This is a genomic window from Vibrio sp. 1CM23M (genome assembly GCF_023161755.1).
Classification (GTDB): domain Bacteria; phylum Pseudomonadota; class Gammaproteobacteria; order Enterobacterales; family Vibrionaceae; genus Vibrio; species Vibrio coralliirubri.
On record NZ_JALNTR010000002.1, the window covers coordinates 703,054 to 722,775 of the forward strand.

Genomic DNA, 19,722 nt, shown 5'->3' on the forward strand with positions numbered 1-19,722 from the left:
TATTTTAATGATAGCTTCAATCTCTTACCCTCATATTCGCCGAGTAATATTGAACAAAATCATTGTAAAACTTATGCAGTTCACTCTTTGGCATCCCTGACTTGTAACGCTGATACGCCCGAGCCGAAGCCTCCCAAACGATCGCCATCTTGTAGTCACTCGACATCATTTGCGACGCTTGAAACTCATCGTACATATTTGAAAAAGTCTGGTTGCCTTCCTCAACACGGCGTTGATTGACCTCATAAAACGGCGAAACCATGGCACTCGAGTGAGCTAAATAGGTGAAACTGTTTGATTGCAGGTATTGAACGACCTCTTTCAAAGCTAATTTCTTATCTGGATTTTGCATGCCTTTTTCCGTGACAGCAAAAATCTTCGCGCCACTAAATGAAGACATACTCTCACCACGATAGGTCGGCAACGAATTGATGTATAAATCTCGACCAAAAGCGGCATCGAGTTCGCTGAAAGCCCAGTCGCCGTCAATCAAAAACTCGACTTCCCCATTGATGAATCTCTGCCTCGCGCAAATATCACTGCACGATGATTCAATGACTTTTTTCTGCTGTAACATGTCGATGAAATCAAAAATGGCAACTAACCCTTCACCGTTAACATTCTTCGACGATAATAAGTCTTCAGAAAAAAGCTGATAGAAAGCTAGATAGAAGTACATGTTTGGATTGGGAAAAAGCACACTCACTTGATCGGACTTAGCAGAGCGCTCAATGAGACTTTCCCATGTCACAACTTGCGCTTGAGGCTTGCTCGAATACAGAACGACCTGGTTTCCAATACCAACCGGTAACGCCTTAAGCTCACCGTTAATGACCACCGCATCGAGTGCCTTTTTCTCATAGCGTTGGGTATCAACCCAAGCCTCGGGAAGTGTCGCTAATTCGATATATTCAGTTAGACCTAAGAAGTCAGAAGGAACCCAAATGGCATCGGGAAAGGTATTGTCTCTAGGGTCAGCAACAAGAAGTTCAGAACGAATACTGTTGACGTCAAACGAACGAATTTCTACACGATGATCAGTCATCGCTTCGATATGTTCTTTTACATAATCGGCCGTTTCATAATTAATACCAGCCCATATTTCAAGTGTGGACGAACAAGCAACGGCTGGAAATAGCATCGCAAATAGACTCAATAACCTCACACTTGATTCCTTGTGGTAAAAATTAGACGTTGGATTTTAATTGCCCATCAATAAACCGGTCGATGCAGCTTATCGCTCGCTGTTCATGATTGGAGATTCAGCTTTGGGCGACACGTTATATAGTAAAAAGTGTCTGAAAAACAGTTGGTACTCTCGCTTTAAGAGAAAGGTCTGCTCATTCCGATACATCCGTCATATCTCTGGATGGCTGTTCTTACAATAAATCAACATACCATACCCTTTATTATTAACGACAAAAAAAATGCCGCAAAAGCGGCATTTATCTCGTTCGGTGCATTCGACACAATAAAAATCAAATCAGTAACTTATCGGTCAAAGCCCTGTCATCGATTAAGCGTATTTCTCTTCGAAATCTTTCATGAAGCTAACCAGCGCTTGAACGCCTTCCAGAGACATTGCGTTGTAAAGTGAAGCTCTCATTCCACCCACTGCTCTATGGCCTTTTAGTGACTTCAGACCTGCGGCATCAGCCAATTCTAGAAACTTGCCATCTAACTCAGGTTTCGCCAGTTGGAACGGCACGTTCATTCTAGAACGGTTTGCAGTGTGAACATCGTTTTTGTAGAAAGCTGAGCTATCAATTGCACCGTAAAGCAACGCTGCTTTCTCTTTATTCACCAACTCCATCGCTTCAACGCCACCTTGAGCTTTCAGCCACTTGAACACAAGGCCTGATAGGTACCAAGCGTACGTTGGTGGTGTGTTGAACATTGAGTCTTTTTCAGCAAGTACTTTGTAGTTCAGAATACTCGGCAACACGTCGTTTGCGAGTTCGAGTAGATCATCACGTACGATTGCAATGCAGATACCGGCTGGGCCAATATTTTTTTGTGCGCCCGCGTAGATAACACCGTACTGAGACACGTCAATCTTACGAGACAGAATGTTAGATGACATGTCCGCTACGATTGGCTTATCCGTTTGAGGAAGTTCGCTGATTTCAATACCATCGATGGTTTCGTTCGGACAGAAATGTACATACGCCGCTTCCGGGTCGATTTTCCAATCTTTAGCTGGAACAACCGCTCCTTTGCCATCAATTGACGTCTTCGCGTTGAATACATCGATTTCGCAATATTTGCTCGCTTCAGTCACTGCACTTTCTGCCCAGTAACCCGCATCAATGTAAGTCGCTTTCGTCGCGTCACCTAAAAGGTTTAGAGGAACAGCAGCGAATTGAGCACGAGCGCCCCCCTGACAGAAAAGAACTTTGTAGTTGTCTGGGATGTTCAGAAGATCACGTAGGTCCTGTTCGGACTCGTCAGCAACTTGAATAAATTCCTTGCTGCGATGGCTGATTTCCATCACGGAAGTCCCTAAACCATTCCAATCAATAAAGTCCGCTTGCGCTTGTTTCATTACCGGTTTAGGCAGTGCAGCTGGGCCAGCACTGAAGTTGAATACGTTATCTAATGTAAGTTCCATGGGGATGATTGCTCCTGCTAAATAATAACTATGCAAGTAATACCATGTTTTACCCAACATAAAAACAACAAAAGAGGTCTTAAGACCTCTTTTGTTTTGTACCGTATAAAATGTTTAAGCTTAACCTGCTAAATCACCCTATCAGTATTCAAGCCAGCTCTGTTTATTGAACAAAAACCGGCATAAGTAGAGCGATTAATGGAATTTCTTGTCCATTTTCGAACACTAGGTTTCCATTCTGTAAGTCAGCGCTGATTTCATAACCACTGTCTGTTTCCTTGATCATTTCCATCACAAGCAATTCATCGATACCTTCACGGATGAATGGATACTCTTCAACAAGTCCGTTTGAGAAACTCGAGTGAAGATTACCAGTTAGTGCAGGCATAATCATTGAAGGGTTGCTGCTGATGTTTTCTGTCCCTTCCGGTACGCTCACCAACCACTTAGATTCGAACTGTCCCTTACCTAACTCTAGCGACATGTTGTTCATTGAAAGGTCAAAGCCTTTAGCAAACAGGATATCGATAAATGGAATGATCTCTGCTACGTCTTCTTGCGTCATCACTGGATTAGATTGGTAAATCTCGAAGATTTTCTCAAACGACTCGCTATCCAACTTCGACATTTCAAAATCGACGTTTAGGTTGTTCAACTGGCCTTCATTGGTCTCGATGTTTGCGATATCCAACTTGAGGTTGCTGCGCAGACGCTTAGTCGCTTCATCTAGATGTGATTCAAAATCGTACTTAGAGTTTTCAATGGTCATGAAAGGCTGCATTGCAGAGTCTGAGACCAAGAAGCTATCGATAGTAAAATTCTGAGTACCTAACCAGTAGCCTTTCGCTTGTTGGCCTGAACCCACACCTTTCAGATTAGACAGCGTTACCTCTTCACCGGTTTCAAAATCAATTTGAACTGAAGGGATTGAAAGCTCGTAATCAACTTGGCCTAAAACAGTCGCATGGCCAGAAAGATTCGATTTAGTGATCGATACCGACGTACCATTCTCATCAGAACCTTGATGATTGAACTGGCTCAACTCGAAGTTAAAGTCAGTGTTGCCGTTTAGCTCAGTGCTAGTCGTCAGAGTTAAAGGCAGAATATCGGTATTCTCAAACGTCGACAGTGCATTTAAGCTCACCAAACCGTGGCTAACCGCACTATTGATGACAAACTCACTCGGCAGTCCATCAATCGCAAGTTGCTCTTTCAGGTTTTCATCCGTCACAGTTAAACGAGTGGTGACGTTGGAAGACAGGTAACCTCTATCGTATTCCATGATCTCAGCTTGAATGCTTGAATTGTTAAGCTTTGCAACACCGTCAGTAATAGCATTTTGTCCAATTTGGCCAACCGCTAAAGGCCAACATAGTGCCAATGAGATTGCTCCGCCAATTGCACCAATTTTTCTTAACTGTTCCATGAGTTCTCTTTCTACACGTGTCTGTTTTTTTTAGTCTAACCCATCAGTAGCAAACAAGAAACATTGAGTTAAATCAGTCTATTGCTCGATACTTCGATTGCCTCAATAAATTAACGGCTAGCTCTCATCCTTATTCGGCGGTTCTTGCTAGGCTAGAGACGTCGCTACTATTAAGGTTGAGCTGTGAATCAATACGCTGTTATCTGTTTGGACAATAATCCGGTTAGCATTGAAAGAATACGTTCGGAGCTGGCTCCGTTGGCTTCTGTATTCGATATTTATACTGCCGAGAACATAGAAGACGCACATCACGCATTAGAAGATATTCATGATCACAACCAAACCGTTGCCTTGGTGATCACTCATCATCATTCTGAATTTAATGGCGTGCAATTTCTGATTGAACTTGAACAGCTGCCCCATAGTAATACCGCAAGAACGATATTAGTCAGCGCTTCGTCAGACATTCAATCCATTCTGACCGCTGTGAATGAAGGCAGGCTCAATCATTGTTTAACCAAACCGGTTCAAGATCAGGTTCTGTTCAAGTCTGCGCAAAAAGAGCTGACCTCTTTTGTTATCCAATACGACTCAGAGAACCTGCTCTCTTACAGTGATGCATTGGATCAACAACGCTTACTCAGAGCGCACATTGAGCAAAAGATTCACTCTTTCCAATCGGGTTTCATTCACGACTACCACCAGCTTTCTGATAATGCACTTGCAGAACGTGTCGTCAGTGCCTTACAAGATGTGTTTTCAAAAGATGACAAAACTAAGGCCATTCGTGACTATTCCCGCGAGCATCTGCTCACTGTGGAAGGCGAAGACAATCGCTTTTTATGGCTGATCATTGAGGGTGAAGCGGCTCTGTATAAGAAAGATGAACTCGGGCAACAGCGGGAAGTGGTACGTCACTCCAAAGGGAACATTGTTGGCGGGATGTCATTTGTGACAGGCGAGCCTTCGTTTTCTACCGCGATCACCCTAACGCAAACACGCGTTATCAAACTGGATAAAGATAGCTTTGCTCAGGTGATGCATTCAAACAATACCCTGCTGCCTTTATTTACCAATCTATTGCTTCGTCATTTCAATCGACGTTTGCAACGCAGCATCACCAATAAGATCAAACTGCAGCAAACACTAGAATCATTAGAGTCTGCACATCAACAACTGATCGAAAAAGAGAAAATGGCGATGCTCGGGCAGCTTGTCGCGGGAGTCGCACATGAGCTGAATAACCCGATTGCAGCCATATTGAGAAGTATCGAAACTCTGTCAGAACATCTCGACCAAATATTGGCAAACCTATCCGTTCCAGAGTCCAATAAAGGAACTGATGTACTGGCACATTCAAAGTTAGCTAAGCCACTGTCGACAGCTCAAGAAAGGCAGCTCGTAAAGCATCTTACGTCGACTATTGATGACCGTGCTTTAGCAAAAAAAGCCGTGAGACTAAACCTAAGCCAAGACTCTACGGTGCTAGACACATTAAAAGCGTCCCCTGTCGCAGGCAAAGAGCTGCTCAATGACTTAGAACATTACCATTATGTGGGGAACTCTATCCGCTCAATTCAAGTGTGCAGCAAGCGTATTGCCGATATGGTCAAAAGCCTAAAAAGCTATGCCCGAGAAGATGAAGAAGTTCGCCACTACACAGATATCCACGAAGGGCTTGAAGATACTTTAGTGATCTTTGAAAACAGACTCAAACATCACCAACTCGAGAAGCATTACGACACCAACTTACCGCCTTTATTGTGCCAGTCACTCTCTCTGCAACAAGTGTGGACCAATCTTCTTTCCAATGCGCTCGATGCCCTTTCTGAACGAGGCAAAGTGTCCATTACTACCTCTCAACATACAAAAGGTGACGACACGTTTCTTGTGGTGCAAATCTCCGATACTGGCCACGGCATTGCCAAAGAAGACATCAACACCATTTTCAACCCAAATTTCACGACCAAAAAAGAAGGTAACTTTGGTTTAGGGATTGGGCTATCCATTTCTCAACAAATCGTTTCGGCTCATCAAGGATTTATTTTGGTGGAGTCAGAGGTAGGCAGTCATACAAACATGCAAGTGTGGCTTCCATTCAAACAAGAAGGAGCACCTCATGAATAAGTACCTAATTTTATGTGTCGATGATGAACCTGAAGTTCTCAATAGTGTCCTTCAGGACTTGGCGATATTTGAAGAGAACTTTCTGGTTGAAGGTGCTGAATCGGTCGATGAAGCCATGCAAGTAATCAAAGAAATGGGACAAGATGGTATTAAGCTCGCGTTAATCTTGTGCGACCACATCATGCCAGAAAAAACCGGCATCGATTTTCTGATCGAACTCAACCAACACGACGCGACCAAGCCAACGCGTAAACTGCTACTCACAGGGCAAGCTGGGCTTGAAGATACCGTCACGGCCATTAACAACGCTGCACTTGATTTCTATATTTCAAAACCTTGGCAAGGCGACCAACTGAGAGACACGATTACTCAACAATTGACTGACTATGTCATTGCCAACGACAAACAATTGCTTAACTGGACTTCCATCTTAGATACCGAGCGTATACTGACTTCCATGGCGGATAAACGCACCAGTTTTGGTGAATAGCATTAATTGGTTAATAGATACTGAGAAAAGCAGCATTCGATATAAGAACCGTCCGAATACATACAAATTTTGGATAATTCGTTCTTCTATTTTCCTCATTCGCCCTAAAACATGAGATCTCCGTTACAGACTGATCCTTAATTTGCTTGTTTTTTAACTAAATGAGTAAGGTTTTACATTTTAAAGGATTACTTTTCCGTGAGTTAGATTAAACTGTCTCAATGTTTATGGTTTGCCGATTTGTCTCAAACCAAAGGAATTAACACTAATATAGGTTTACGGTCGTTATGCGCAAAATTCTACTTACTACCGCTATGCTATTGGCTTCTGGTCAAGCACTAGCTGTTGATGAACAACCACAGGTAATGAGCAACTTTAACTATGATTACTTTGAAGCACGCATCGGTGCTAGCCCAGTAACATTTGGTGGTGCGTTCAGTAAGTCAATTCACCCGAACGCTCATGCTGTAGCACGTATCGATTCAGAATTTGAAGGCGATTACGACTCAGCTGTAGGTCTTGGTTTCCACGCTCCACTAAACAACTGGGCAGACCTAACAGGTGAAATGCTAGCTCGTATCGTTCAGCCAGAGAACTCAAGCTCTACTGATATCGGTATGGAAATCAACGTTGGTGTTCGCCAATGGCTTGGTCCACAACTAGAAGTTGGTGGTAAAGGTGGTTACGTTTCTATCGATGACAACGATGATTGGACAGGTTCTGTTTACGCGCGTTTCCACTCTACAGAGCTTTTCTCTCTAGGCGCTGAAGCTCGTATTAACGACTTCTACGGTGACCAACTTATGTTCACTGCTCGCTTCAAGTATTAATACTTAAAGCCAAGCTAGCTCTTAATAAGCACGTAGCCTTTTGATACTTAGTCTTTTAAGAAATCCGGCTAAGACAGAAACAAAAAAACCGAGGACATTCCTCGGTTTTTATTTATTAACAGTAATCTTAAGCATATAAGGCAAACTTCTTTAGTGGCAGCTCTTTAGTAATTGCTGCTTGCGTGGCTCTTGTAACAGTTTCCAGTGAATACCATCAATTGCACCCGCAAATTTCCAAAGTAGTTTTAGGTCAACATCGTTTCCGTACGCTTCGCGAACCTTATTAAACACTTCAGGCGCGCCCAACTGCATAAACATTGAAACATCATCCACACCCGCCTTTTTAACCATGCGCTCTAACGTAAGCTGCATGTTTGGTAGATCTCTTAATCTACGGCTAGCTGATGATTTCTTGAAGCTACGCTGCTGAATTGAATTATCGATTGAAGTACGAATAATACTATCCAATTCAGGATGTTCACAGGTGAACAGATCCGTAATATCGTAATAGTTTACGGTTGCTGTTGTCTGCTTCTTTACATGACGATACTTTTCACAATCAAGATCGGTCAGTTTTTTATCTAATGATTTTCCACCTCTAATGAATAAACAACCTTCACTCAATAAAGCGAACATAGCGTCATTTTGAAAGAGGCCAATACCTCCGAACATAGAACGTTTTTGATGCTCACCAAATTGATTCACGTAATTAATAAATGCTGTCTCGGTCATATCCGTTGATCCTTAATCAAATTACCCCGATTAGGTTGATCACCAGACAAGCAGCTTGTTATGCGAAAAATTATAAATCTATTTTGTTATTCTATAGGTGAATATTATGGTTTCTTTTTTCACCTTTAAATAAATCATACTTCGAAAAGAAAAATAAGTCTGGACTTAGTTCACATCAATCAATTGAGTATTCTGGTTTTTCATGATTGACGTCACAGTAAACTATCAAACCATGCTTGAATTTGGACACCTAGTGATACACCGGTTCAAATTATTAAAGGTTATGTGGACGGATGAGTATTGCCTCGCAGCATCGCGGCTTGTAAAATGGCAAGACATACATGTTTTTACTTTTTATATGAATCATTTATCGTTTTTCTGGCTACCTCAAAATAAGGCTCTTCTCTTAAAGGGTCTAGAATCAGAGTTTGCCCAACTTGTTGGACATTCTATCTCAGCGGGAAAAATAACACTTCCTCCTATCCCTAACGTTGTACTGAAGATTCAATCGCTTTGTACCCTTGAATCAACCGGGATTGCTGAAGTTGCCGAGTGCTTACTCGAAGACCCAGGCCTCGCTGCTATTGTCATTCGTGTGGCTAACTCTGTCGTCTTTAACCGACGCAATATTACTTGTGTTGATATTATGACGGCTGTGTCGCGCCTTGGCATATTAAGAGTACGTGACATCGTGACGGCTCAGGCTATTGAGCAACTCAAACACTCAGTCAACCTCAGTAAAGAGTGTAATAAGTTATTGGTTCAGAGCGCATCTGTATCAAAAGAGCTAGGCGCCACTATGGTACTGGTGACCAACGGCTTCAAAGAGCTCTCCCCTATTGAATACCGTTACCTTGAACATGAAAAATCACTGCTTGTTGGATTACTGGCTGACATTGGTTTGTTCTGTTTGGTTAGCGAATACCACCTCTACCTCGAAAATGGCAATTACCTAGATCACGACATCGCTTTACAAATCTTCCAAGGCCAATGCTCTGCTACCAGTAAATTGGTGCTTAACCGTTGGGGCTTCGACAGCGACTTTATTGATGTGTGCAGCAATACCATCAATAACCACGAACAACGTGAAGTGTCTTACTTGGATATCGCTCGAATCGCTAACCACCTGCTGATGTTCAGAAACAAGGATGAGAACATCGATGATCACGAAGTTGAACTTAACGTAACTGGTGCAGAGGTGCTTTATAAATTAAGCAACTTGAGCAAGCATGATTTTAATGCAAAGCTAAGCGACGTGATCAATACTAGCGGCTTCTAAGTCACTGTTAAATTACAAGTAAGTGTAATATGAAGTAAATGCAATGGGGAAAGCATGTTTACAGGGATGATCTTTATATTTGCGCCACTCGTCGTGGGGTATCTTTTTGCAATTTCGAACGCTCAAACGCTCGAATTTATCAACCGCTCAACATCGCGCTTAATCTACGTGATTCTAGCCTTAATGGGCCTAAGCTTAGCCGCCCTCGATAACCTAGGCAGTAATCTGCAGACAATCCTTCTATATACCGTCACTTTCTTTGTCTGCTTAAGCGTTTGTAACCTAATGGCACTGCCCGCTATTGATAAGTTATTGCCACTCAAAACCGACAGTAGCAAGAAGAAGCTTCCCCTCTCTTCTATGGCGATGGAATCTGCCAAACTCATCTTAGTGGTAGGTTCAGGGCTAATCGCTGGCTTAGTGTTGCCTATTAGCCTTGATTGGGTTGATAGTGCAAGCGAATGGATTCTGTTTGTTCTCCTGTTCTTTATCGGCATTCAGCTGCGTAATAGCGGACTCACACTTCGTCAGATCTTACTCAACAAGCACGGCATGGTTATCGCAATCACCATTATCATCACCTCAATGTTAGGTGGTGTCATCGCGGCTTACATACTAGATATCCCTCTGTTCAAAGCCTTAGCAATGTCTTCTGGGTTTGGTTGGTATTCTCTGGCTGGTATCTTAATGGGTGACGCCTTTGGCCCTGTCTATGGTGGCGCTTCTTTCATGCTTGAGCTATTAAGAGAGTTAGTTGCCTTGGTACTGATTCCAGTGCTGATTCGCAGCTACCCATGCACTTCCATTGGTTATGCTGGTGCGACTGCGATGGACTTCACCTTACCGGTCATTCAAACAACAGGCGGCGTTCGATGTGTGCCTATCGCTATCGTCAGTGGCTTTATCCTCAGTTTGCTTGTTCCGATATTGATGTTGTTCTTTGTATCTCTTGCTAACTAGATCGCAGGAATAGCGTTTGTTTTAGATTAGAATGCAACTCGAATATCAATGCCCAAGACACCGATACAGTTACCGAAATAAAAAGACACTAAGTGTCATTGCTCAACAAATAACGATCACGGTAACCTGTAACGACAAAGTTATAAAAAGAATAAACTTACAAAAGGAACCACTATGAAACGCCTTTGCGTCGCATTACTGCTAGCTTCAACTTCTACTTTCTCCTTTGCAGCAGATTCAATGTCTGAGACAAACCAGTGCCAAGCAAAAAAATATGATGCGTACATCGACGCTTCTTTGAATTGGTATGCCGACCTTGCTGCATTAACCTCTGAGCAATATCCAGAGCTAACAGAAGTGAGTGAGTGGTTCCTAGAAGGCCGTAAGCACCACTTTGAGCTTAACCGTGCTGCGGTTAACTACTACCTTGTGAACGATTCAAGCAAAGTGGCAACAGAGCAACCTGTAGAAGGTTGGTTGCAACTTGAGCAACACGACATTAAAACGCTATCAACACGTGATGATGAGCTTGGTAAAATCGCGAAAACAACGTTCGATGACCGCCAATCAACGCCTCACGCTCAAAACTACGAGCTACGTTCTGCCTTTGCAGAGCTGCTTAGCCACCCTAAGCAAATCGACTCAGCGCTGCAGCGTTACAACCAGTCGATCAGTAAACTTGAAGCGATTAAGTGTAAATAACCCCGCATTTAATATGCTTTTTTGAGAAGTTGGATTTCATAATTAAGACGGGACATTGTTCCCGTTTTCGTTTAGATTGTCCCGCTCGCGTCAATATTAGAAAAATAACTCGCTTGCTATGGTTACGGAACAAAAAACAGCAGATGTTAGCTTCGACAGTCTTCTACGTATCTTCACGGTACCTGAAGGCCCAGATTCAACACTCACTCAAATTGAAGACAAACTTTCACGAAACCTGAATCAATTCTTACGTGAACATATTGTGGCTGAAGAAAAGCCGCTGCGTGAAATTGAGAAAGATTTTTCAAATGCTCATATCCCAGAGCAGCCTGAGTTTGTTTCTGAACATACTGAGCATCTCCTCGATTCTCTTGTGTCTCATTCGGTTCACACGTCTTCGCCAAGTTTTATTGGCCACATGACCTCTGCGTTGCCGTACTTCCTGATGCCGCTTTCAAAAATCATGATTGCGTTGAATCAGAATCTAGTAAAAATCGAGACCTCAAAAGCTTTCACTCCCCTAGAACGTCAAGTTCTGGGCATGTTACATCGCCTGATTTATCAAGATAGCGACCAGTTTTATTCTCGTTGGATGCACAGCGCAAACCACTCTTTAGGTGCGTTTTGTTCTGGCGGTACCATCGCGAACATTACGGCGCTTTGGGTTGCACGTAACAACGCACTAAAAGCGCAAGGTTCGTTCAACGGTGTAGAAAAAGAAGGCCTATTTAAAGCCATGAAGCACTACGACTACGAAGGCCTTGCCATCTTAGTCTCTGAACGTGGTCATTACTCTCTGAAAAAAGCCGCGGATGTTCTTGGTATTGGTCAAGAAGGTCTAGTGTCTGTTAAAACAGATAACGACAACCGTATTTGTACTGATGATCTAAGACTCAAGATTGAGCAACTCAAGCAGAACAAGATCAAACCTTTCGCCGTCATTGGTGTGGCTGGTACAACCGAAACCGGTAATATCGACCCGCTAAGAGACATTGCCGAGGTGTGTGCCGAATCCGATTGTCATTTCCACGTTGATGCTGCTTGGGGCGGTGCGACTCTGATGTCTAACAATCATCGTCACCTGCTTGATGGTATTGAACTTGCGGATTCAGTCACGATTGATGCGCATAAACAGCTTTATATCCCTATGGGTGCGGGTATGGTTCTGTTTAAAAAGCCAGATGCGATGACAGCGATTGAGCATCACGCTCAATACATTCTTCGTAAAGGCTCAAAAGATTTAGGTAGCCATACGTTAGAAGGTTCTCGTTCAGGTATGGCAATGCTGGTTTACGCCGCAATGCACATCATTAGCCGCCCAGGTTATGAACTGCTGATCGACCAAAGCATCAACAAAGCGCGCTACTTTGCCGACCTGGTTAAAGATCAGAGCGACTTCGAACTGGTTTCAGAACCTGAGCTTTGCCTACTGACTTATCGCTACGTTCCTGAAGCTGTAAAGGCAGCATTGCTTAAAGCTGCTCCTGAACAACGCGTAGAGCTAAATGAACTTCTTAACGAACTCACTAAGTTTATTCAGAAAAAACAGCGTGAAACGGGTAAGTCGTTCGTATCTCGTACTCGCTTAAACCCTGAAGCATGGGCACATCAGCCAATCATCGTTTTCCGCGTGGTGTTAGCAAACCCACTAACGGGCAATGATATTCTCTCTTCAGTGCTTGAAGAACAGCGTGAGATCTCTAAACTAGCACCTAACTTGATGGGCAAAATCACCAAACTGGTTACGCAAATCAACGCATAGTCATTCAATTTTAGTTGCATCAAATTGAAAATTTCTTTCTTTTTGATGTAACTAAGCTGTCAGTTCATACTCATTTTGCATTCTTTTTGCTCAAACCCTCTTCCAATTCTGTAGTTTTCTAAAATTTTGTTGAGGTTTGTCATATTCTTAAGCATTCATGCCCTGTTTTTGTATTAGTAAATAGTATGTTGGGTTTATACTGACTCTATGGTGCTAGTTAGCTTGATATCTATTTGACGCAGCAGTATTTACGATACCAAATATACATTTGGCTTTGTGTTTACTGATATTTGCTTCAGCCATACCCCCTGGTAAAAGATATTAACTAGCAAGTTGTTCTCTATACCCTTGTGAACACTATGAATACATTAGAAAAAATACAAAAAAACCTGGAAAATTTCAGCAAGTCTGAGCGTAAGGTAGCCGAAGTAATTATGGCTTCCCCTCAAACTGCAATTCATTCTAGCATTGCTACCTTAGCTAAAATGGCTGACGTGAGTGAGCCTACAGTTAACCGCTTCTGTCGTCGATTAGACACAAAGGGCTTCCCTGACTTCAAACTTCACCTAGCTCAAAGCTTGGCGAACGGTACACCTTACGTGAACCGTAATGTTGAAGAAGATGATGGTCCAGATGCTTATACGCATAAGATTTTCGAATCAACTATGGCTTGTCTAGACGTTGCTAAAAACAGTCTAGACGCGATGCAAGTAAACCGTGCTGTTGACTTGCTGACTCAAGCAAAACGCATTTCATTCTTTGGACTGGGTGCCTCTTCTGCTGTCGCCAAAGATGCTCAAAACAAGTTTATTCGTTTTAATATCCCAATCACATGTTTCGAAGACATCGTGATGCAACGAATGAGCTGCATTAACTGCAGTGATAACGACGTTATTGTTCTTATCTCTCATACTGGCCGCACTAAAAGCCAAGTTGAGATTGCAAACTTAGCGCGTGAAAACGGTGCGACAGTTATTGCTATCACAGCAAAAGATTCTCCACTGGATAAAGCGAGCTCGCTGTCTATCTCATTAGATGTACCGGAAGACACTGACGTTTACATGCCAATGGCAAGTCGCGTTGTTCAGATGACGGTTATCGATGTGCTAGCGACAGGCTTTACGCTACGTCGTGGATCTGGTTTCAGAGAGAACCTAAAACGCGTCAAAGAGTCACTTCGTGATTCACGTTACGAGAAGTACTCTCAGTTCTAATCTGCTTAGTCATGAATTGAAAACACATGACCAGAGAACAAGTTAAATTAAAAAACGGAGCCTAGCGCTCCGTTTTTATTTGTCTGTATAAAATGGTTTATACAATGAGCAGATTGAAGACTATTAGATAGTCCAGCTATTGCCCTTCTCAACCACGCTATTCTCGGACGCATAAGAGTTGATAATGGTAAAACTCGACTCGACAGCAGGTTCATGGTCAATTTGATTCATTGAGGTCCCCTCATGATGCCCTCCTCCACAACTGCACTTCTCGCACACCTGCTTGAGAATATGCACGAGCCTCTCTTGGTTCAATGGTAAAGGGTTTCCTTTAATAGCCACTGACTTGAGCGCATCGGTAGACACCTCATCAAACTGTGCTTCACAGACACCAAATTCCAGCAAATTGGGTAACTTAAGCGTATCAAGCACTTCAGATAACCAAGAAATTGCGTCTTCTTCTGTTGCTTCTACGTTACCTGTCACTATCTGAGCGATTCGCTGATAACGCGCTAGGATGTCGCTTCTTTGCTGCTCTTTTGCAACGGCTATGTTCTCCAACATCACAAACGGCGCTAAACGCGCGGTAATCACACTATGAGGCGCAGAAATCTTACCTCCTAGTGCAGAGGCTAAACCGTGGGCTGCGCCAAGCTTGGCATTGGTTATCGCCATACCACCGAGCATAGAAGCGAAAGCAAGATCAGAACGCGCTTGAGGCTCATCATAAACACACGCTTTAACAACAGAACCACTCAACTTACGCAGCCCTTCTTCACAAATCATATCGGTTAACGGGTTCGGCTCACCACACACGTAGGCTTCCATTAGATGAGTAAAGGCATCCATCGCACCTCGTCCAGATAGATAAAGATTGGTTCCATGAGTTAGGGTTGGGTCGACAATCGCAACGTCAGCCAGCATGTCTGGGCTTCTAAGGCTGATTTTTACTTGGTCTTGGCCTGATTTCAGCACCGCGTTTTTAGTAACCTCGGCACCGGTGCTCGCAGTGGTTGGAATAGCGATAAACGGAAGTGGTTTAGTTTTAAGAGGAACATTACGCCCGACCACTTCGACATAGTCATACAAGTTACCTTGATTAGGTAAAACCGCGGCTAACGCTTTTCCCATATCGATGGCACTGCCACCGCCCATCGCGACGACCATGTCAGGCTTAAATCGACGAGCAGAAATAGCCGCCTCTTCAACCATTTTAATATTAGGTTCACCGGAAACGGCAATGTGCTGATAACGCATACTCTGCGCATCGAGGTAGTCAGTAACAATTGAAGTGCGCTCTAATGTATTGCCTGTAACCAATAACACGCTGTAGCCGTATTGATTAAAGAGAGACAATGAAGCGGAAAGTGCTCCATCACCAAAGATGATCTTTGTAGATGTCATAAATTGAAACATGGTGCCTCCTGCGCCTATGACCGAACAAAACTGCGAACTCTTGGTTATTGGAATTTAGCCTTTATATCGTGCATCAGTATTAAGATGCCTCGTTCTGTATGCGCTTTTTTTGACGAGGTGCAACTTGTCGCATTAAAGATGGATTAATGTCGTATTCTTAGGGGTAATTCACACTCTTAAATTAAGGATAATCAATCTAGATACCCATCAGAAATCAGCATGGATCCTTTTTGTGACCATTATTTGCTCTGATAGACAAAACCTATTGTATTAAGAGGTAATTCCATCTTTATTTCCCCATGGCATTGAGGCATAGTTGGTTTTAAGAAATTTTGAGTGGCATTCACTAAAGAATAGTTAACATAATCGAGTTAACGAGCCTCATCCCGTATTTAGGAGAAATTAAATGTTTGTAGTTATTTTTGGTCGCCCTGCTTGCCCATTCTGTGTTCGTGCAAAAGAGCATGCTGAAACTCTTAAAGCTAAACGCGATGACTTCAACTACCGTTACGTTGACATCCACGCTGAAGGCATCAGCAAAGCTGATCTAGAGAAGACTGTTGGCAAACCTGTAGACACAGTGCCACAAATCTTCATCGACCAAGACCACATCGGCGGCTGCACAGAATTTGAAGCATACGCAAAAGAAAACCTAGGTCTTTTCGACTAAGCTAGGATTTCTCAGACGAGAATCGAGGCTAAGGCCTTAAACAGCTGACCCATTTAGGCGTTAGACCGTACGATTTATAGAAAGCCCGCTCACTGTAGCGGGCTTTTTGATGACCAGTTTTCATACGGAATAAGAATAAGGTCAAAATCAAGTAAATTAGCAAAATATTGCTTATAATTTATTTATATTTAGATACAATTCACCTCTCAAACTTACCCTGTGTTCCACGCCAATTATTGAGCGACCACCGTGAATATCGACGTTGTTTTTCTGTTAGAACAAAACCCCATTCTCCTCATCTTTGTTGTTTTATCGATTGGATTAGCCATTGGTAAAATTCGTTTCGGTAGCCTCCAACTTGGTAATTCAATCGGTGTTTTGATTACTTCCCTTATCATGGGACATCTTGGCTTTTCTTTTAACGCAGATGCGCTCACCATTGGTTTCATGCTGTTCATCTACTGTGTTGGCATTGAAGCTGGACCAAACTTCTTCGGTATCTTCTTCAGAGACGGTAAGCACTACCTCATTCTGAGCCTTGTGGTACTTTCTACAGCTATTGCCCTAACCTATTTCAGTAGTCATTACCTTGGCCTAGGCTTCGGTTTATCTGCAGGCATGATGGCGGGTGCCTTAACAGCAACGCCGATATTAGTAGGTGCTCAAGATGCTCTGAATTCTGGGCTTGCAGAATTACCAAGAAATATGGATTTGAGCCTGATTATCGAAAACCTATCAGTGGGTTACGCGATGGCTTACTTGGTTGGCTTAATCAGTATGATTATGTTTGCCCGCTTGATTCCAAAACTTCAAAAAGTAAACCTGCACGACTCAGCTGAACAGATTGCTCAAGAACGCGGTTTAGGTGCTTCTGGTCAGCGTAAGGTTTACCTTCCTATCATTCGCGCTTACCGTGTGGGACCAGAGCTTATCTCTTGGACTGACGGTAAGAACCTGCGTGAATTGGGTATCTATCGCCAAACAGGCTGCTACATCGAGCGTATTCGACGTAATGGTATTCTTGCCCACCCAGATGGTGATGCGATTCTGCAAGAAGGCGATGAGATTGCATTGGTTGGTTTCCCAGACAGCCACGCTCGTCTAGACCCAAGCTTCCGTAACGGTAAAGAAGTTTTCGACCGTAACCTTCTCGATCTGCGTATCGTGGAAGAAGAGATCGTCGTTAAAAGTGACAGCATTGCAGGTAAGCGTCTTTCAGACTTAAACCTTTCTGAATATGGCTGTTTCCTTAACCGCGTAGTACGTGCTCAAATTGAAATGCCGATGGACTTAAACATCGTGCTGTCTAAGGGTGATGTACTGCAGGTGAGTGGTGAAAAGAGTCGTGTGCACGGCCTAGCAGAGAAAATTGGTTTCATCTCAATCCACAGCCAAATGGCGGATTTGATGGCCTTCTGTAGCTTCTTCATTTTGGGTATTTTGTTTGGTTTGATCACCATGACATTCGGTCAGGTGTCGTTTGGACTAGGTAACGCAGTTGGCCTGCTTCTATCGGGCATCATGTTGGGCTTCTTACGAGCAAACCACCCTACTTTCGGTTATGTACCTCAGGGTGCGTTGAATATGGTCAAAGACCTCGGTTTGATGTTCTTTATGGTCGGTATCGGCTTAAGCGCCGGTGGTAAGATATTCGAACACTTAACCCAAGTTGGCCCTCAGGTCATTGGTATCGCTCTGGTGGTCAGTGTCTTGCCAGTATTCTTCGCTTACTTGGTTGGCGCTTACGTATTGAAGATGAACCGAGCTTTGTTGTTCGGTGCAATCATTGGCGCGCGAACTTGCGCTCCAGCGATGGACATCGTAAATGACCACGCTCGCTCAACCATTCCAGCTCTGGGTTACGCAGGTACATACGCAATAGCCAATATTTTGATGACCTTAGCAGGTACTTTCATCATCATAATTAGCTAGCTTACTCAGCGTTATAGATTAGATATTTTTAAATGCACTAGTTCTTGTTTGGATTAGTGCATTTTTTATGGCTTCTTTTCTTTCACTTGTTCTTAGAGATCGTCGAACCTCGAACTCCGTATCTGCTCTTAAATCTCTTCGAGTCTCGACATCCGAATCTCTCATCCGCTCTTAGATCTTTTCGAATCTCGACACTCGAATCCGTATCTGCTTTTAAGACAAAAAAATAGGCGCTCAGTGAGCGCCTATTTCGTTTTGATTCGATTGTTTGAATTAGATGTCAGCTACATCAAATTCAACAGCTGGGTTAACATCAGCTTCGTAATCAACACCTTCAACACCGAAACCGAATAGCTTCAAGAACTCTTCTTTGTACTCTACGTAGTCAGTCAGTTCTTTTAGGTTCTCAGTTGTGATTTGAGGCCATAGGTTACGACAGTGGTCTTGGATGTCTTCGCGAAGCTCAAGGTCATCTAGACGTAGACGGTTCACTTCATCTACTTCTGGCGCGCTGCCGTCTTCTTTGTATAGACGTTGGCTGAACATACGGAAGATCTGTTCCATACAACCTTCGTGAATACCTTCTTCACGCATCTTCTTGAACACCATAGCGATGTAAAGAGGCATAACAGGGATTGCAGAACTTGCTTGAGTTACAACAGACTTAAGAACAGCAACGTTTGCAGTACCGCCAGTTTGGCCTAGTTTCTCGTTCAGCGCTGAGGCTGCACGGTCTAGATCCATCTTAGCTTTACCTAGCGCGCCATCCCAGTAGATTGGCCACGTTAGTTCAGTACCGATGTAGCTGTAAGCAACAGTCTTACAACCGTCAGCTAGAACACCGGCTTCAGATAGAGCGTTGATCCAAAGTTCCCAATCTTCACCGCCCATTACAGTAACAGTGTCTTTGATCTCTTCTTCAGATGCAGGCTCAACACTTGCTTCGATGATCATGTCTTTGTTGGTATCAACAGCCGTTGATGTGTACGTTTCACCGATAGGTTTTAGAGCTGAGCGAATCACTTCGCCAGTCTCTGGCATTTTACGCACTGGAGACGCCAGTGAGTACACAACCATATCGATTTGGCCTAGATCTTCTTTGATCAGGTCAATCGTTTTCTGTTTCGCTTCGTTAGAGAAAGCATCGCCGTTCAGGCTTTTTGAATACAGGCCTTCTTCTTTAGCTAGCTTGTCGAACGCTGCTGAGTTGTAAAAACCAGCTGTGCCCGGCTTTTTCTCAGTACCGGCTTTCTCAAAGAAAACACCGATAGTTGAAGCGCCGCCACCAAATGCAGCCGCAATACGTGAAGACAAGCCGTAGCCACTTGAAGAGCCAACAACTAGTACACGTTTAGGTGCGTTTGCGATTGGGCCTTGAGCTTTTGTGTAAGCAATTTGTTCTTTTACATTAGCTTCACAACCGACTGGATGTGTTGTAGTACAGATGAATCCGCGAATTCGAGGTTTGATGATCATATTCAACTTCCTTAAAAAATCAGGTTAAGGATAAAAGTTTCGTACGCAAATGGCATCTAATTTCTGTAAAAATGTGGTGAAAATGCAAGTGGTTG

Annotated in this window: 16 protein-coding genes; 10 read left to right on the top strand and 6 right to left on the bottom strand. The window is 43.3% G+C overall.

Translation table 11 applies throughout. The features are described from left to right. Positions 1-16: 16 nt before the first annotated feature. From MSG35_RS08505 to MSG35_RS08515, 3 genes are all read right to left on the bottom strand, one after another. A complete protein-coding gene (locus MSG35_RS08505) occupies positions 17-1,141 on the bottom strand; it encodes an extracellular solute-binding protein (protein ID WP_082242363.1) in 1,125 nt (374 codons plus the stop codon). 375 nt (positions 1,142-1,516) lie between these two features. Next, positions 1,517-2,611, bottom strand: coding sequence for a 3-phosphoserine/phosphohydroxythreonine transaminase (gene serC, locus MSG35_RS08510; RefSeq protein ID WP_048609211.1), 1,095 nt, complete (start codon positions 2,609-2,611; stop codon positions 1,517-1,519). Positions 2,612-2,774: 163 nt separating this feature from the next. Beyond that, the gene (locus tag MSG35_RS08515; protein WP_248383677.1) at positions 2,775-4,037 is read right to left on the bottom strand and encodes a DUF945 family protein; all 1,263 of its coding nucleotides are present in this window, start codon (positions 4,035-4,037) and stop codon (positions 2,775-2,777) included. 183 nt (positions 4,038-4,220) lie between these two features. Between MSG35_RS08515 and MSG35_RS08520 the strand changes: the two genes are divergently transcribed. The 3 genes from MSG35_RS08520 to MSG35_RS08530 all read left to right on the top strand — a co-directional run bounded on the left by MSG35_RS08520 (position 4,221) and on the right by MSG35_RS08530 (position 7,484). After that, a complete protein-coding gene (locus MSG35_RS08520) occupies positions 4,221-6,164 on the top strand; it encodes an ATP-binding protein (protein ID WP_248383678.1) in 1,944 nt (647 codons plus the stop codon). Continuing rightward, positions 6,157-6,654, top strand: a complete 498-nt coding sequence (locus tag MSG35_RS08525) for a response regulator (protein ID WP_048664795.1) — start codon at positions 6,157-6,159, stop codon at positions 6,652-6,654. The genes MSG35_RS08520 and MSG35_RS08525 overlap by 8 nt, the downstream gene beginning before the upstream one ends. A gap of 287 nt (positions 6,655-6,941) precedes the next feature. Continuing rightward, a complete protein-coding gene (locus MSG35_RS08530; protein ID WP_019822601.1) occupies positions 6,942-7,484 on the top strand; it encodes a hypothetical protein in 543 nt (180 codons plus the stop codon). A 150-nt stretch (positions 7,485-7,634) separates the two neighbouring features. On the opposite strand, the gene MSG35_RS08535 is transcribed toward MSG35_RS08530, so the two are convergent. After that, positions 7,635-8,216 carry a TfoX/Sxy family DNA transformation protein gene (locus MSG35_RS08535; RefSeq protein WP_017060401.1) on the bottom strand — a complete coding sequence of 194 codons (582 nt, stop codon included), beginning with the start codon at positions 8,214-8,216 and terminating at the stop codon, positions 7,635-7,637. Between the two features lie 358 nt (positions 8,217-8,574). Between MSG35_RS08535 and MSG35_RS08540 the strand changes: the two genes are divergently transcribed. The 5 genes from MSG35_RS08540 to MSG35_RS08560 all read left to right on the top strand — a co-directional run bounded on the left by MSG35_RS08540 (position 8,575) and on the right by MSG35_RS08560 (position 14,133). Next, positions 8,575-9,495 carry an HDOD domain-containing protein gene (locus tag MSG35_RS08540; protein WP_052878172.1) on the top strand — a complete coding sequence of 307 codons (921 nt, stop codon included), beginning with the start codon at positions 8,575-8,577 and terminating at the stop codon, positions 9,493-9,495. A gap of 54 nt (positions 9,496-9,549) precedes the next feature. Continuing rightward, complete coding sequence (locus MSG35_RS08545; RefSeq protein WP_248383679.1) at positions 9,550-10,455, top strand: lysine exporter LysO family protein; 906 nt, start codon at positions 9,550-9,552, stop codon at positions 10,453-10,455. 174 nt (positions 10,456-10,629) lie between these two features. Continuing rightward, positions 10,630-11,157, top strand: coding sequence for a hypothetical protein (locus MSG35_RS08550; RefSeq protein WP_017065407.1), 528 nt, complete (start codon positions 10,630-10,632; stop codon positions 11,155-11,157). 118 nt (positions 11,158-11,275) lie between these two features. Then, entirely contained in the window at positions 11,276-12,919 is a 1,644-nt protein-coding gene (panP, locus tag MSG35_RS08555) for a pyridoxal-dependent aspartate 1-decarboxylase PanP (protein ID WP_248383680.1), read from the top strand. Positions 12,920-13,278: 359 nt separating this feature from the next. Further along, complete coding sequence (locus MSG35_RS08560) at positions 13,279-14,133, top strand: MurR/RpiR family transcriptional regulator (RefSeq protein ID WP_004734686.1); 855 nt, start codon at positions 13,279-13,281, stop codon at positions 14,131-14,133. Between the two features lie 123 nt (positions 14,134-14,256). Here MSG35_RS08560 and MSG35_RS08565 read toward each other — a convergent pair whose 3' ends face one another. Continuing rightward, positions 14,257-15,549 (bottom strand): iron-containing alcohol dehydrogenase, encoded by a 1,293-nt coding sequence (locus MSG35_RS08565; RefSeq protein ID WP_248383681.1) that lies wholly within the window; start codon positions 15,547-15,549, stop codon positions 14,257-14,259. Positions 15,550-15,955: 406 nt separating this feature from the next. On the opposite strand from MSG35_RS08565, the gene MSG35_RS08570 reads away from it, so the two are divergent. Further along, positions 15,956-16,219, top strand: a complete 264-nt coding sequence (locus tag MSG35_RS08570) for a GrxA family glutaredoxin (RefSeq protein WP_009847069.1) — start codon at positions 15,956-15,958, stop codon at positions 16,217-16,219. Positions 16,220-16,468: 249 nt separating this feature from the next. Then, the gene (locus tag MSG35_RS08575) at positions 16,469-18,151 is read left to right on the top strand and encodes an aspartate:alanine antiporter (protein WP_017060395.1); all 1,683 of its coding nucleotides are present in this window, start codon (positions 16,469-16,471) and stop codon (positions 18,149-18,151) included. 273 nt (positions 18,152-18,424) lie between these two features. Here the strand turns inward: MSG35_RS08575 and fabV are convergent, their stop codons facing one another. Next, complete coding sequence (fabV, locus tag MSG35_RS08580; RefSeq protein ID WP_132763719.1) at positions 18,425-19,627, bottom strand: enoyl-ACP reductase FabV; 1,203 nt, start codon at positions 19,625-19,627, stop codon at positions 18,425-18,427. Between the last annotated feature and the right edge of the window lie 95 nt (positions 19,628-19,722).

What these genes read in the sequence shown, in the direction of transcription:
- MSG35_RS08565 (WP_248383681.1), bottom strand. Translation starts at nt 15,549, where the DNA reads ATGTTTCAATTTATGACATCTACAAAGATCATCTTTGGTGATGGAGCA.
- MSG35_RS08515 (WP_248383677.1), bottom strand. Translation starts at nt 4,037, where the DNA reads ATGGAACAGTTAAGAAAAATTGGTGCAATTGGCGGAGCAATCTCATTG.
- MSG35_RS08535 (WP_017060401.1), bottom strand. Translation starts at nt 8,216, where the DNA reads ATGACCGAGACAGCATTTATTAATTACGTGAATCAATTTGGTGAGCAT.
- MSG35_RS08505 (WP_082242363.1), bottom strand. Translation starts at nt 1,141, where the DNA reads ATGCTATTTCCAGCCGTTGCTTGTTCGTCCACACTTGAAATATGGGCT.
- MSG35_RS08530 (WP_019822601.1), top strand. Translation starts at nt 6,942, where the DNA reads ATGCGCAAAATTCTACTTACTACCGCTATGCTATTGGCTTCTGGTCAA.
- MSG35_RS08550 (WP_017065407.1), top strand. Translation starts at nt 10,630, where the DNA reads ATGAAACGCCTTTGCGTCGCATTACTGCTAGCTTCAACTTCTACTTTC.
- MSG35_RS08545 (WP_248383679.1), top strand. Translation starts at nt 9,550, where the DNA reads ATGTTTACAGGGATGATCTTTATATTTGCGCCACTCGTCGTGGGGTAT.
- panP (WP_248383680.1), top strand. Translation starts at nt 11,276, where the DNA reads ATGGTTACGGAACAAAAAACAGCAGATGTTAGCTTCGACAGTCTTCTA.
- MSG35_RS08560 (WP_004734686.1), top strand. Translation starts at nt 13,279, where the DNA reads ATGAATACATTAGAAAAAATACAAAAAAACCTGGAAAATTTCAGCAAG.
- MSG35_RS08525 (WP_048664795.1), top strand. Translation starts at nt 6,157, where the DNA reads ATGAATAAGTACCTAATTTTATGTGTCGATGATGAACCTGAAGTTCTC.
- fabV (WP_132763719.1), bottom strand. Translation starts at nt 19,627, where the DNA reads ATGATCATCAAACCTCGAATTCGCGGATTCATCTGTACTACAACACAT.
- MSG35_RS08540 (WP_052878172.1), top strand. Translation starts at nt 8,575, where the DNA reads ATGAATCATTTATCGTTTTTCTGGCTACCTCAAAATAAGGCTCTTCTC.
- serC (WP_048609211.1), bottom strand. Translation starts at nt 2,611, where the DNA reads ATGGAACTTACATTAGATAACGTATTCAACTTCAGTGCTGGCCCAGCT.
- MSG35_RS08570 (WP_009847069.1), top strand. Translation starts at nt 15,956, where the DNA reads ATGTTTGTAGTTATTTTTGGTCGCCCTGCTTGCCCATTCTGTGTTCGT.